This window comes from Streptomyces sp. NPDC021212 (assembly GCF_044332925.1).
Classification (GTDB): domain Bacteria; phylum Actinomycetota; class Actinomycetes; order Streptomycetales; family Streptomycetaceae; genus Streptomyces.
Map to the genome: position 1 here is coordinate 1 of NZ_JBIRPZ010000012.1, position 13,595 is coordinate 13,595.

General features: G+C 70.5%; 14 protein-coding genes. 7 read left to right on the top strand and 7 right to left on the bottom strand.

Annotated elements, in window-relative coordinates:
* Nucleotides 1–147 precede the first annotated feature (147 nt).
* Together ACH4SI_RS29680 and ACH4SI_RS29685 are read right to left on the bottom strand one after the other, a co-directional pair.
* Nucleotides 148–693 (bottom strand): hypothetical protein, encoded by a 546-nt coding sequence (locus ACH4SI_RS29680; protein WP_398300972.1) that lies wholly within the window; start codon nucleotides 691–693, stop codon nucleotides 148–150.
* A gap of 145 nt (nucleotides 694–838) precedes the next feature.
* Nucleotides 839–1,540, bottom strand: a complete 702-nt coding sequence (locus ACH4SI_RS29685; protein ID WP_398300974.1) for an NAD(P)-dependent oxidoreductase — start codon at nucleotides 1,538–1,540, stop codon at nucleotides 839–841.
* A gap of 87 nt (nucleotides 1,541–1,627) precedes the next feature.
* On the opposite strand from ACH4SI_RS29685, the gene ACH4SI_RS29690 reads away from it, so the two are divergent.
* The 5 genes from ACH4SI_RS29690 (at nucleotide 1,628) to ACH4SI_RS29710 (ending at nucleotide 6,006) form a co-directional block, all read left to right on the top strand.
* A complete protein-coding gene (locus ACH4SI_RS29690) occupies nucleotides 1,628–2,251 on the top strand; it encodes a TetR/AcrR family transcriptional regulator (protein ID WP_398300976.1) in 624 nt (207 codons plus the stop codon).
* A complete protein-coding gene (locus ACH4SI_RS29695) occupies nucleotides 2,248–3,207 on the top strand; it encodes a heme A synthase (protein WP_398300978.1) in 960 nt (319 codons plus the stop codon). Before ACH4SI_RS29690 ends, ACH4SI_RS29695 begins: the two co-directional genes overlap by 4 nt.
* Nucleotides 3,208–3,380: 173 nt before the next feature.
* Nucleotides 3,381–3,920 carry a hypothetical protein gene (locus tag ACH4SI_RS29700; RefSeq protein ID WP_398300980.1) on the top strand — a complete coding sequence of 180 codons (540 nt, stop codon included), beginning with the start codon at nucleotides 3,381–3,383 and terminating at the stop codon, nucleotides 3,918–3,920.
* Between the two features lie 15 nt (nucleotides 3,921–3,935).
* Entirely contained in the window at nucleotides 3,936–3,992 is a 57-nt protein-coding gene (locus ACH4SI_RS29705) for a trp operon leader peptide (RefSeq protein ID WP_198268090.1), read from the top strand.
* Nucleotides 3,993–4,089: 97 nt separating this feature from the next.
* The gene (locus tag ACH4SI_RS29710; RefSeq protein ID WP_398300982.1) at nucleotides 4,090–6,006 is read left to right on the top strand and encodes an anthranilate synthase family protein; all 1,917 of its coding nucleotides are present in this window, start codon (nucleotides 4,090–4,092) and stop codon (nucleotides 6,004–6,006) included.
* Between the two features lie 166 nt (nucleotides 6,007–6,172).
* Here ACH4SI_RS29710 and ACH4SI_RS29715 read toward each other — a convergent pair whose 3' ends face one another.
* From ACH4SI_RS29715 to ACH4SI_RS29735, 5 genes are all read right to left on the bottom strand, one after another.
* Nucleotides 6,173–7,624: an amidase gene (locus tag ACH4SI_RS29715; protein WP_398301399.1), complete on the bottom strand. Its 1,452-nt coding sequence runs from the start codon at nucleotides 7,622–7,624 to the stop codon at nucleotides 6,173–6,175.
* A 290-nt stretch (nucleotides 7,625–7,914) separates the two neighbouring features.
* Nucleotides 7,915–8,943, bottom strand: coding sequence for a 6-phosphofructokinase (locus ACH4SI_RS29720; protein WP_398300984.1), 1,029 nt, complete (start codon nucleotides 8,941–8,943; stop codon nucleotides 7,915–7,917).
* 165 nt (nucleotides 8,944–9,108) lie between these two features.
* On the bottom strand, nucleotides 9,109–9,792 hold the full coding sequence (locus tag ACH4SI_RS29725) for a response regulator (RefSeq protein WP_398301401.1): 684 nt from the start codon (nucleotides 9,790–9,792) through the stop codon (nucleotides 9,109–9,111).
* Between the two features lie 37 nt (nucleotides 9,793–9,829).
* Nucleotides 9,830–11,098 (bottom strand): MacS family sensor histidine kinase, encoded by a 1,269-nt coding sequence (macS, locus tag ACH4SI_RS29730; protein WP_398301403.1) that lies wholly within the window; start codon nucleotides 11,096–11,098, stop codon nucleotides 9,830–9,832.
* Nucleotides 11,099–11,163: 65 nt separating this feature from the next.
* Nucleotides 11,164–11,952 carry a lysophospholipid acyltransferase family protein gene (locus ACH4SI_RS29735; protein ID WP_398301405.1) on the bottom strand — a complete coding sequence of 263 codons (789 nt, stop codon included), beginning with the start codon at nucleotides 11,950–11,952 and terminating at the stop codon, nucleotides 11,164–11,166.
* A gap of 126 nt (nucleotides 11,953–12,078) precedes the next feature.
* On the opposite strand from ACH4SI_RS29735, the gene ACH4SI_RS29740 reads away from it, so the two are divergent.
* Together ACH4SI_RS29740 and ACH4SI_RS29745 are read left to right on the top strand one after the other, a co-directional pair.
* Nucleotides 12,079–12,894: an alpha/beta hydrolase gene (locus ACH4SI_RS29740; RefSeq protein WP_398300986.1), complete on the top strand. Its 816-nt coding sequence runs from the start codon at nucleotides 12,079–12,081 to the stop codon at nucleotides 12,892–12,894.
* Nucleotides 12,887–13,594: a hypothetical protein gene (locus ACH4SI_RS29745; RefSeq protein ID WP_398300988.1), complete on the top strand. Its 708-nt coding sequence runs from the start codon at nucleotides 12,887–12,889 to the stop codon at nucleotides 13,592–13,594. The genes ACH4SI_RS29740 and ACH4SI_RS29745 overlap by 8 nt, the downstream gene beginning before the upstream one ends.
* The last annotated feature ends 1 nt before the right edge of the window (nucleotide 13,595 follow it).

Here is a 13,595-nt window from a genome sequence, read left to right on the forward strand (position 1 = left end):
AAAACAACACACCACCCCCCCCCCCCCCCCCCCCGGCGGCGCGGCCCCCCCCCCCCCCACCCCCCCCCCCCCCCCCCGCGCGGGCCCCCCCCCCCCCCCCGCGCCCCCCCCCACGGCCCGGAGCACACCGACCTACTGGCCCACGTGCTACTTGCTGACGTGCTCCATGCAGAGCGTGAACTGCGGCCTGCCGTTGCGGGTCAACTGGTACGTCGCGTACTGCGGATCGCAGGTGTAGTCCATGACCTCACGCTGTTTCACCTTGTAGTCCGCGGTGGTGCCACCGCAGTCCACGATGGAGAGGTCCGGGTCGCTCTCGGAGCCCTTGTTCTGGAGGCAGTCGCCGACCTCGGCGGCGGACGCGCTGGTGCTGTCCGTGCTGGGGCTGGTCGGGCTGGAGCTGTCGTGGTCGCCCACGGCGTACCAGATGCCGTACGCGATCAGCGCCAGCGGGATGGCGATCATCCGGATCTTCGTCTGACGGCTGAACCGGCTGAAGAAGCCGCGCCGGGGCGGAGGCGGCGGTGCCGGGGCGCCCGGGTAGGGCTGACCGTACGGCTGCTGGCCGTACTGGGGCTGGCCGTACGGGTACGGCTGCTGCGCCGGGTAGGAAGGGCTGTGGCCGCCGGGCGGCGGTGCGTTCGTGGACAGAGCGGTTCTCCCCGTTGAAGAGCATGCGTGATGACCGCGCATCAGAGCGATACGCGGGCCCTGTAACTTAACGGCCCTCACCGACACCCCCAGCGCCCGGGGTAGCGGCCTCCACACCGTCCACACACAAGGAAGGGAACCGTGCCCCAACCATGAGCACTGGCCGTCGAAGCCGTGTCGCCCGGAATCATGTGCCGATGTGCAACGCCTCTTTGAGGAACACGCGGGCGTAGCTCGGGGTGCCCTGAGTGGTGATCACCTCGATGCAGGCGCGAACGTACTGATCGTCGGTGACCTCGCGCAGGAGCACGTCGGCCAGGTCGGCGCGGGAGGTGAACATGCCGGGCAGCCGCTCGGGCGCGACGGCGATGCGGTAGTCGGTGACCGTCGTGGCGTCGAATAGTCCTGAGGGGCGGACGATCGTCCAGTCGAGATCGGTGGCGCGCACGATCTCCTCCATGCGGCGCGCGTCCTCGTAGAGCGGGCGCCCCATCGACAGCAGGATCGGCCCGACCACTTTGCGGTAGAAGAACTTCTCTTCGGGTGCGAGTCGGGGGTGCACGCCGATCGAGGTCACGCATACCAGCCGCCGCAGACCGTGCCGGTTCATCGCCGCCACGATGTTCCGCGCGCCCTGCGAGTAAATGGTGACCGGCTCTTTGGTGTACGGGACGCCGAGGGTCGACACCACGCGGTCATGGCCGGCCACCACCTCATCCACCGCCGCGGCGTTCAGAGCATCGGCGCCCGCCACCCTCAGGCGCGGATCCTCGATCGGGAAGGCTTCGGGCCGCCGGGTCACGGCCGTCACGGTATGGCCCTCCGTCAGCGCCCGCTGGGTGACGAGCCGTCCTGTCGGGCCGTTCGCCCCGAAAACCACGAGCTTCATGCGGGTCTCCCTGCTGCCGTGGCAGCTTGGTAGGCTACAGAATGCCGTTCCAGAGTCTGGAACATCGTTCTAATCGGGAGCATACACATGTCGGATCTGCCGGGAGTCGTCCGGCTGCGTGATCGACGCGAGGCGCTCACGCTGCGCACGATCCTCACCACCGCGCGCAGGCTGTTCGCCGAACATGGCTATGCCCGCACACCGATCCGCTCCATCGCCAAAGAAGCCGGCGTCGCGCCGCAGACCATCTACGCGCACTTCGGCTCCAAGGCCGGCGTGCTCAACGGGCTGGTCGATCTGATGGACGAGGAAGCCGGTCTGCCGGAGCTGCTGGCCGAGGCGGGGGAGATGACCGATCCCGACGCCCTGCTGGGACTGCTGGCCAGGGCCTGCCGCCAGGTGCGGGAACGCTGCGGCGACATCGTCACCATGCTGAATACCGGCGCCGCGGTCTCCCCGGACATCGCGACCACCCAGGCCGAAGGGGCGCGACGGAACAGGCTCGGGGTCGAGACGGTCATCGAGCGCGTCCGCGCCACCGGCCGCGACGTCCACCCCAAGGCTGTGGACATCGCCGTGGCCCTGATGAGCGCCGGCGTCCACGACAGCCTCGTCCTCGACGCCGGCTGGGCCCCCGAGGACTACGAAGCATGGCTCAAGGACACCCTCGTCACCGCGGTACTTCTGGATCGAGGAACCGAACCCCGATGAACCATGACCTGGCCGAAGCTGAATTGACCACCGGTCCTGGTCCCCAGCGCATGACAGGTCCGGGCCATGCGACGGTACGCCGATTAGCGGCCGCGTCCGTGGTGCTCAACCTCATGCTTCTGGTGTCCGGTGGGGTGGTGCGGCTGACCGACTCCGGACTGGGCTGCCCGACCTGGCCGCGGTGCACCGATGCCTCCTTGGTCACCACGCCCGAGATGGGCCTCCACGGCACCATCGAGTTCGGCAACCGCCTGATCGGCGTTGCCCTCGAACTGGTGGCCATCGCGCTGATCGTCGCAACTGTCCGTGCCCGGTCTCCCCGAGCGTGGCGCCGGCTGGCCGCAGCTCAGGCTCTGGCCGTGCCCGCGCAAGCGGTGGTCGGCGGGCTCCTGGTGCTCACCGACCTGAATCCCTACGTACGAGCCCTGCACTTCCTCAACTCGTTCCCGCTCCTGCTCGCCGCGCTCGCGCTACTGCACCGCACAAAGGACGACATCGGCCGGCGAGCGATACCAGTTCGCCGCGAGCTGCGACTGCTCACCGCCGGACTACTGGCCACGACCAGCGTCGTCCTGGTCCTCGGCACCTTGGTGACCGGCACCGGCCCCCACGGCGGCGATCCGCAAGCAGACCGATTGCCCCTCGCCCCGGACACACTCACCCAGATACACACGGACCTGGTGTACCTCCTGCTCGGCCTCACACTCGCCACAGCCGTCGCGGCCCGAGCCCTCCACGCCCCGCAACCGGTACAGCGTGGTATCACCATCACCATCGCGCTCATCGCGGGACAGGGTGTGTTAGGTCATGCCCAGTACCACGCCGGCGTACCCCCGCTGCTGGTCGGGCTGCACATGCTGGGCGCCGGACTGGTCTTCTGCGCGGCAGCCTGGACGCACCTCCGCACCCATGAATGGCCCATCGAACTCACCTCGGCGGGCAAACGCTCCGCATGACAAAGGTCCGTACCAAGCACACGCGGCATGGGTTGCGCAAGAACGGGCGTTCGGACATCCCCCGGCCACTTACGGCCATGCCGTGAAGAAAGCGCGATGGAACCATGCGCTCCTCGGACGCTGTTCGAGTGACCGGCCCACCCCGTGGCCGGTGCCATCCGAAGGAGTGCCCCATGAGGAAGTTACTCCGTCGCAGCGCCGCCGCTGTGGCGGCCGCCGCCTCGCTCGCGCTGATGTCGCTGACCGCCGCCCCGGCGGCCCAGGCGGCACCCGCCGCCAACCACGCCGGGATGACCTGGACCATCGCCGAGAAGCAGGCCGACGGCACGATCCGCGTGAGCTCCGACCCGTCGACCAACGCGTACCAAGGCGACACCCCGGCCACCGCCGTCCTGCCGATCCTGTGCCTCAGAGTCACCGGCGCCCCGGTGCCCGCCAGCATCAACCCGGACTTCTACCACCCCTGGGCGCGCGGCACCGTGGCGGCGACGCCGCCCGTGTCGGGCACCCAGTTGACCAGCCGGGCGGCTGCCGACGGCATTTGCGAGCAGTACTACGGGCCCGGCTGGCGGGAGGGCGAGCATCACGACGGGCGCTACGGCCCCAACCTGGAGTACGGCGGTGGCTGGTCCTTCTGGGCGTACGGCTACGTACCGGAGAACACCCGGTTCTGGACGGCCATCGACGGCCAGCCTGCGAACCCGTGGAACTGAGGTAGAGTCCTGGACATGCACGCGCGACTGACCATGACCTGGTGGTGGACCGCTCATCCGGCGGCCCACTGAATCGCGCGCACTGAAACAGACACACGCGAAGGCCGCCCGAGGGGCGGCCTTCGGCGTTTCCGCGGGTCGTTCCTCCTCTCCGGAAGGAACATCCGCCATGACGAACCCTGACGCTCGGACCGTCGTCGCCCGGCTGCTCGCCGACGACTGCCCGCCCTTCGCCCTGCTGCACCGCCGTACGCCCGGCCATGAGCCCGACACCGTCGAGGTGCTGATCGGCCCGGCCGGTGAGGTGGAGCGGCTGACCGACATCCCGCTGCCGACCGGGGCGCCGGAGGGCGGCGGCGCGGTGAGTGACGCGCTCGCGCTCGTACCCTTCCGGCAGATCCGGGAGCGCGGATTCGACGTGCGGGACGACGGGACGCCGCTGGCCGTGCTGCGGCCCGAGACCACGTACGCGCTGCCGCTCGCCGAGCTGCTGGACGCGCTGCCCACGCACGCCGTACGGGTCGAGGGCGGGCGCTTCGATGTCGGCGACGACGCGTACGCCGAGATCGTGAGCCGGGTCATCGAGGACGAGATCGGCACGGGGGAGGGCGCGAATTTCGTCATTCGGAGGACCTTTGAAGGGGAGATTCCGGGGTTCGCGAGTACCGACGCGCTCGCGCTCTTCCGGCGGCTGCTCGCCGGTGAGCGGGGGGCGTACTGGACGTACGTCGTACGGCTGGGCGGCGGGCGGACGCTGGTGGGGGCCAGCCCCGAGGTGCACGTACGGATGTCCGGGGGCACGGTCGTCATGAACCCGATCAGCGGGACGTACCGCTATCCGGAGGGCGGCGCGACGGCGGAAGGGCTGCTGGAGTTCCTGCACGACCCGAAGGAGGTGGAGGAGCTGTCCATGGTCGTGGACGAGGAGCTGAAGATGATGTGCACCGTCGGCGACATGGGCGGGGTCGTCGTCGGGCCACGGCTCAAGGAGATGGCGCATCTCGCGCACACCGAGTACGAGCTGCGCGGACGCTCCTCGCTGGACGTACGGGAGGTGCTGCGGGAGACGATGTTCGCGGCGACCGTCACCGGCTCCCCCGTGCAGAACGCGTGCCGCGTGATCGAGCGGTACGAGCCGGGTGGGCGCGGCTACTACGCGGGGGCGCTCGCGCTCATCGGCCGGGACGGCGGCGGCGCGCAGACCCTCGACTCGCCGATCCTCATCCGCACCGCCGACATCGACGGCGGCGGTGCGCTGCGGGTGCCGGTCGGGGCGACGCTGGTGCGCCACTCCGACCCGCGCGGCGAGGTCGCCGAGACGCACGCCAAGGCGGCCGGGGTGCTCACCGCGCTGGGCGTGCGGGAGGCGCCCGTACGGTCCGGCTCGGGCCCGCGGCCCCGGCTCGCGGACGATCCGCGGGTGCGGGCGGCGCTGGACGCGCGGCGGGCCGACCTGGCGCCGTTCTGGCTGCGGATGCAGGCCGCCGAGGGGTTGCTGTCCGGGGACGCGCTGGTGATCGACGCCGAGGACACCTTCACGGCGATGCTCGCGCATCTGCTGCGGACGGCGGGGCTGACGGTGGCCGTGCGGCGGTACGACGAGCCGGGCGTGCGGGAGGCCGCGCTGGCGCACGAGGGGCCGGTGGTGCTCGGCCCCGGGCCGGGGGATCCGAACGATCCCGCCGATGTGAAGATGCGGTTCCTGCGAGGGCTGGCGGCCGATCTGATGGCCGGGCACCGGCACGGGCTGCTCGGGGTGTGCCTGGGGCACGAGCTGATCGCGGCGGAGCTGGGGTTGGAGATCGTGCGGAAGGACGTGCCGTTCCAGGGGGCGCAGGAGCGGATCGACTTCTTCGGGCGGGAGGAGACGGTGGGGTTCTACAACACGTTTACCGCGCGGTGCGATGAGGGGGCGGAGGCGGAGTTGGCGATGCATCGGGTGGAGCTGAGCCGGGACGTGGCGACCGGGGATGTGCATGCCTTGCGGGGGCCGGGGTTTGCCGGGGTGCAGTTCCACCCCGAGTCGGTGTTGTCGCGGGGTGGGGTGGGGGTGGTGGCGGAGCTGCTCGCGGCTGTGCGGGTCTGACTGTTCCCCACCCCGCCCCTTCCCACAGCATCGGATATGCGGCTCCGCCGCGTGGGGGGGGCTCCGCCCCTGGCCCCCGCTCCTCAAACTCCCCCAGCGGTAGCTGGGGGAGGGACGGGTGGGCACAACCCACCCACCGTCCTCGACGGACACCCGGCATAACGCCCTACTTCGGTGCCTGGAAACCGCCGATCCTCTGCTCGACCAGTTCGGCCAGCCGCAGCGGGGTGCGGTCCTCGAACATCGGACCGATGAGCTGCACCCCCACCGGCAGGCCGTCGGGGGACAGGCCCGTTGGTACGGCGGTGGCGGGCAGGCCGGGCATGGTGGCCAGACCGGCCCAGACGAGCTGGTCGAAGAACGGGATCTCGACGCCGTCGATGTCGATCCGGCGTTCCAACAGATCGAGGTTGTGGTCGTGCGGGAACGCGGGAGTCGGCGTGATCGGGCACACCACGGCGTCGAACTCGGCGAAGAACTGCCGCCAGCCGTGACGGTGGAGCTCGCGACGGTTGTTCGCCTCCATCCAGTCGCGGTGGCTGAACACCATCCCGCGCAGCCGCGCCGCGTCGAGGCTCTGGTCGTCCGCGCTCAGCCCGGCGGCGCGGGTCCGCAGCAGGTCGTACGCCTCGACGGGAAAACGCGCAACGGAACCCGAGAACAGCAACTGCGTGTAGAGCGTCGCGGCTTCGGCCAGGTCGGGCAGCAGCGGAGTGTGCCGTTCGACGCGGGCGCCGCCGTCGACAAGCGCGTCGGCCACCCGGTTCACGCCCGCCCGCACAGCGGACCCGGTCGGGATGAGCGGATGCTCGTCGAGGACCAGGACCCGGAAGTCGCCGAGCCGCTGGTGACGCGCGGGCGGCAGTGTCACGTCGTACGCCTTGCCGTGCGTCAGCGGGTCCGGCCCGGCCATGACGTCGAGCAGGAGCGAGAGGTCGCGGGCGGTGCGCGCCATCGGGCCGACGACGGCGAGGTCGAGGTCGACCGGCAACGGCGGTGCCGGCGGCGCGACCATTCCGCGGGTTGCCGCCAGCCCGAGTGTCGGCTTGTGCGCATAGATGCCGCAGAAATGCGCGGGGGTGCGCAACGAGCCGGCGAGGTCGGAGCCGATGGACAGCGCGCCGAATCCGGACGCCAGTGCCGCCGCTGATCCGCCGGAGGATCCGCCCGACGTGCGAGCGTGATCCCACGGGTTGTTGGTGGTGCCGTAGATCTCGTTGAAGCTCTGCAGGTCCTGTAGCCCCAAGGGCACATTTGTCTTGCCGAGCACCACCGCGCCGGCGGCCTTCAGCCGCGACACCTGTACCGCGTCCTCGGCCGGCATATGGTCCCGGTACTGCGGCATGCCCCAGGTCGTGGGCAGCCCGGCAACGTTGTAGGACTCCTTGACCGTCACCGGAATACCGAGCAGCGGCCGATCCTCGCCGCGGGCGCGTGCCTGGTCGGCACCGCACGCGGCGGCCCGCGCGCGGTCGAAGTCCGGCACGCAGATCGCGTTGATCGCCTTGTCGTCCCGCTCGATGCGGGTAATCGCCTCGTCGGTCAGTTCCGCCGAGGTCACGTCACCGGCGCGTAAGGCAGCCGCGATTTCTTCGGCCGTATGAAAGTTCCATTCCATGAACGGGACCGTATCGGCCTCTGGAAGAGGCCATAAAATGCCGATTTGCACAACGGGATTCGCCCTCATAAAGGACCAGTGAGGACCAGTTGCGCGAGTTCTGCCCGTCGGATCACGCGCCTCGTCCAGCGACTCCTGGAGCCTCAACTCCTGCTCCGGGACGGGCGGGAGCAGCGCGACCTGCTCCGCGAGGATCGCCTGGGCCGGCTCCTCCTTCGACGTGAAGTGCGGACGCGAGTAAGGGCTCCCGCCGGGGCGGCGCCCCGGCGGGAGCGGCGGGAGCAGCGGGGTCAGCCGAAGAAGACCTCGGCCTCGGCGTACAGGGACGGGTCCACCGTCTTGAGGCGGGCCGTCGCCTCGGCCAGGGGGACGCGGACGATATCGGTGCCGCGCAGCGCGACCATCTTGCCGAAGTCCTGGTCCCGCACGGTGTCGATGGCGTGCAGACCGAACCGGGTGGCGAGCCAGCGGTCGAAGGCGCTGGGGGTGCCGCCCCGCTGGACGTGGCCGAGGACGGTCGTACGGGCCTCCTTGCCCGTGCGCTTCTCGATCTCCTTGGCCAGCCACTCCCCGATGCCGGAGAGCCGGACATGACCGAAGGAATCCAGGGAGTCGTCCTTGAGGACGGCATCGCGGTCCTTGGGCATCGCGCCCTCCGCGACGACCACGATCGGGGCGTAGCGGATCTTGAAGCGGGACTCGACCCAGGCGCAGATGCGGTCGATGTCGAAGCGCTGCTCGGGGATGAGGATGACGTTGGCGCCGCCGGCGAGTCCGGCGTGGAGGGCGATCCAGCCCGCGTGGCGGCCCATCACCTCCACCACCAGGACCCGCATATGGGATTCGGCGGTGGTGTGGAGGCGGTCGATGGCCTCGGTGGCGATGTTCACCGCGGTGTCGAAGCCGAAGGTGTAATCGGTGGCGGAGAGGTCGTTGTCGATGGTCTTGGGGACGCCGACGCAGGCGATGCCGTAGTCGCCGGAGAGCCGGGAGGCGACGCCGAGGGTGTCCTCGCCGCCGATCGCGATGAGCGCGTCGACCTCCTGCTTGGCCAGGGTCTCCTTGACCCGGCGGATGCCGTCCTCGCTGTTGAAGGGGTTGGTGCGAGACGATCCGAGGATGGTGCCTCCGCGCGGCAGGATGCCGCGTACCGCGCGGATGTCGAGGGGAACGGTGTCGTTCTGGAGGGGACCGCGCCAGCCGTCCCGGAAGCCGACGAAGTCGTAGCCGTATTCCTTCACGCCCTTGCGTACGACGGCGCGGATGACCGCGTTGAGCCCGGGGCAGTCACCGCCGCCGGTCAGCACTCCGACCCGCATCCTTTTCATCCCTTCTGCCGCTGAAATCCCGAGATTGGGCCCGGTACGGAGCTACGCTAACGGTGATCCAGGTCACAGGGGATGGGGCGGAAAGTGATTCCTGTGTCTGCCACGGGAGTTGGTTTTGAACTTCACCCGTTCGAGCGGACGGGCCGACGACGGTCGTCAGGCGTCGTCCAGTCCGGCCTCGATCGCGTACCGCACCAGCTCCACCCGGTTGTGCAGCTGGAGCTTGCCCAGGGTGTTCTGGACGTGGTTCTGCACGGTGCGGTGGGAGATCACCAGGCGCTCGGCGATCTGCTTGTACGAGAGCCCCTTGGCCACCAGCCGCAGGACCTCCGTCTCCCGCTCGGTGAGCTGCGGCGCGACCGGCTGGTCGGCGGTGGTGGGGGCGGGCTCGCTCGCCAGCCGCCGGTACTCGCCGAGGACGAGACCGGCGAGGCCCGGGGTGAACACGGCGTCGCCGACGGCGGTGCGGCGCACCGCGTCCAGCAGCTCTTCGGTGCTGGACGACTTCAGCAGATAGCCGGTGGCGCCGGACTTGACCGCCTCCAGGACGTCCGCGTGCTCACCGCTCGCGGAGAGCACCAGCACCCGCAGCTTGGGGTGGGTGGCGACGACCTCCTTGCAGACCTCGACGCCGGGCAGCCCGGGCAGGTTGAGGTCGAGCACCAGGACGTCGGGCTCGGCGGCCTTGGCCCGGCGGACCGCCTGCGGCCCGTCCCCGGCGGTGGCCACGACGTCGAACCCGGCCTCGGACAGATCGCGGGCGACCGCGTCGCGCCACATCGGGTGGTCGTCCACCACCATCACCGTCACCGGCCGCTCGGCTTCCCGGTCGTCGGTCATCGTGCAGTCGTCCCCCTTCGTCTTCACCGCTTCGTCTTCACCGCTTCGTCTTCACCGCCGGCTTCGGAACCGTCAGCTCCACCTCGGTGCCCTGGCCCGGCGCCGAGATCCATTCGGCGGTGCCGCCGAGGTCGCGCAGCCGCCCCCGGATCGACAGGGCGACCCCGAGCCGCCCTTCCCGCTCGGCGTCGGCGAGCCTGCCGTCCGGGATGCCGGGGCCGTCGTCCCGGACGGTGACCATCACCGCGGCCGGTTCGTCCTCCAGCAGGATCCAGGCCCGGGCCCCCTCGCCCGCGTGCACCCGTACATTGTCCAGCGCGGCACCGACAGCGGCCGCCAGCTCCCCCGCCGCGGCGGCCGGGAGGATCACCGGGGCGCCCGGTTCGGAGAAGGTGACCTGGGAACCGGCGTGCGGGGCGAGCAGGGCCCGCAGATCGCACGGGTCGGCGCTGTCCTCGGGCAGACAGGGGCGGGCGTCAGCGGGGGCGGGCGACGACGCCGGAGCCGTCGCGTCGTCCGTACCGTCACCCCCGTCGCCGCCCTCGCTGTGGCCGCCGTCTCCGTCTCCGTCGATACGGTCATCGGCCGCGCCGCGCGGCGGGGTGATCAGACCGGTGGCCACCAGCGAGCGCAGCGCGATCTCCTGCTCCCCCGCCATCCGGCCCAGTTCGGCCGCCTCGCCGCCGATCGCGGCGCCCCGCCGCTGCACCATGGCGAGCACCTGGAGCACGCTGTCGTGGATGTCCCGGGCCAGTCGCTCGCGTTCGCGGGTCGCCGCCTCGATACGCAGCGCGCGGGCCAGGGTCCGTTCACTGGCGCGGGCGACCTCCACGACGTACCCGATGGCCACGCTCGCCACCCACACCAGCATCAGCATGTGGACGGTGTCCTGGGCGAACCCGCCGCGCTCGATGATGTTGGCCGCGCACACGACGGACGACGCCCACGCGGCCCACCGCCAGCCGCCCTTGATGGCGAAGCCGAGGACCGCGCCCGCCGTCCATATGGAGGGCAGCGTGGGCGTGCCCTCGACGATGCGGTCGTGGTTGTCGACGAGCGGGGTGAGCAGGATGCCGGTGATCGCGACGGCCAGGTCGCCGGTCAGGAAGCGGCGGGTGCAGCGCTCGGCCGAAGAGACCATGCGGAAGGTCAGTGCCGTCCACACGGTCAGCACCGCCATATAGGCGGCGGCGCCGAACGGACGGTCATAGTCGTCGAACGAGTAGACGAAGAGACAGAGCGCGTAGACCAGAGTGAGCACCCGGTAGGCGGTCAGCGCGTGCCACAGCGGCTGCTCCACGGACATGCGTACGACACGCTCGCGCTTGGGCTGCAGCGCCAACTTCCCCCCACCCCCGGGCCCGGCGCGCGTTACGCCCCGGTCTTGTCCTTGTCTTTGCTCTCGCTCTTGTCGTCCGTGCTCTTGTCCGCGGCCTTCTCGGCCTTCTCGGCCTTTTCCTTCTCCCTCTCGGCCTGCTTCCGGGCCGCCTCCGCGTCCGCGATCTGCCGCTTGGCGGCGGTCGCGTAGATGTCGACGTACTCCTGGCCGGACAGCTTCATGATCTCGTACATGACCTCGTCGGTCACCGAGCGCAGGATGAAGCGGTCGCCGTCCATGCCGTGGTAGCGGCTGAAGTCCAGCGGCTTGCCGATCTTGATGCCGGGGCGCATCAGCTTGGGCATCACCTTGCCCGGCGGCTGGATCTTCTCGGTGTCGATCATCGCCACCGGGATGACCGGCGCGCCCGTCGCCAGCGCGACGCGCGCCAGCCCGCCGGGCTTGCCGCGGTAGAGCCGGCCGTCCGGCGAGCGCGTGCCCTCCGGGTAGATGCCGAACAGCTCACCGCGCTTGATGACCTCGATCCCGGCCTTGATCGCGGCCTCGCCCGCGCCCCGGCTGCCCGACCGGTCCACCGGCAGCTGGCCGACGCCCTTGAAGAAGGCCGCCGTCAGCCTGCCCTTGATCCCCGGAGTGGTGAAGTACTCCTGCTTGGCGATGAAGGTGACCTTCCGGTCGAGCATCGCGGGCAGGAAGAAGGAGTCGGAGAAGGAGAGGTGGTTGCTCGCGAGGATGGCCGGCCCCTCGTCGGGGATGTTCTCCAGCCCCTCGACCCAGGGCCGGAAGGCGAGCTTCAACGTCCCGCCCACCGACAGCTTCATTGCACCGTAGAACAACCGAGAACCTCCTGTATCCGACGAGGAGACCTTAACCTGCCTACCCCCGGTGGGGCGCGCCGCGTACGCTGAGGTCCCGTTGACCGCTTCACCACCGAACGGAGATCCGTGGTGCCGCTCCTGCCCGGAGCCGAGCCGTTCCGCCACGACGGCGGAGAGATCGGCGTCCTCGTCTGTCACGGCTTCACCGGTTCGCCGCAGTCGGTGCGCCCCTGGGCCGAGCACCTCGCCCGGCGCGGGCTGACCGTCTCGCTTCCGCTGCTCCCCGGCCACGGGACCCGGTGGCAGGACCTCGCGGTCACCGGGTGGCAGGACTGGTACGCCGAGGTCGACCGGGAGCTGCGGGCCCTGCGCGAACGGTGTGCCCGGGTCTTCGTCTGCGGGCTGTCGATGGGCGGCGCGCTCGCGCTGCGGCTGGCCGCCCAGCACGGCGCGGAGATCAGCGGCGTCGTCGTGGTGAACCCGGCCAACCGGATCCACGATCCGCTGGCCGTGGCCCTTCCGGTGCTGCGTCATCTGGTGCCTTCCGTCAAGGGGATCGCGAGCGACATCGCCAAGCCGGGTTCCCAGGAATGGGGATATGAGCGGATGCCGCTGCACGCCGTGCACTCGATGCGCCGCTTCTACCGGGTGGTGGACGCCGAACTGCCGCAGGTGACCCAGCCGCTGCTGGTGCTGCACAGCCCGCAGGACCATGTGGTGCCGCCCGCCGACTCCGAGCGCATCCTGAGCCAGGTCTCGTCCCGGGACGTCACCGAGCGGCTGCTGGAGCGCAGCTACCACGTGGCGACGCTGGACTACGACGCCGAGTTCATCTTCGAGGAGACGGACACGTTCATCACCCGGCTGACCGCGGGTATGGGAGAGGACAACGGGACGCATCCCGGGGACACCGGCGGGAAGGAGGGGGCGGCGGCCAGTGGCTGAGCGCGATTCGAACGAGAACGAGGCGGGGGCGCGCCGGGACGACGATGCCGCCTTCGCGGCGATCGTCGCCGCGTACGGGGAGGAGCCGCCGGACCCGCCTGAGGCGGAGCGGTGGCCCGTGGCCGAGAACCTGACGGAGAAGTGGGGCCGCGAGGACTCCCGGCGCGACGACACGCGCGACGACCCGCTGGACGAGCTGGACGACGGGCTGGACGACCGGTTCGAGGACGACTTCGACCCCGACGTCGAGGACGAGCGCCCGGGCGCGGCGGGCACGGACGCCCTCACCAAGGCCGACAAGGGCGACAAGACAGATCAGGCGGACAAGGGCGACAAGCTCGACAAGGGTGACAAGCCCGTCGGCAGCTTCATCGTGTACGCGCCGGGTGTGGGCCCGCGCGACTGGGATGCCGAGGAGCCCTCCGAAAGCGACTTCGACGAGACGGACGAGGGCCACTTCGTCCCGCCCGAGCCGCCGCCGCTCCCCGAGTCCGACACCACGTCCCGGTTCGCCTGGCTGGGTGTGCTGGGCGGGCCGCTGCTGCTGCTCGGCGTGGTGCTGTTCCGGGTGGAGATGACCTGGTGGATCACGACGCTGGGCGTCGGGGGCTTCCTGGGCGGCTTCGTCACGCTGGTGATGCGGATGAAGGAGAGTGACGACGAGGAGGACGACGACCCCGGCCGGGGCGCCGTCGTCTGAC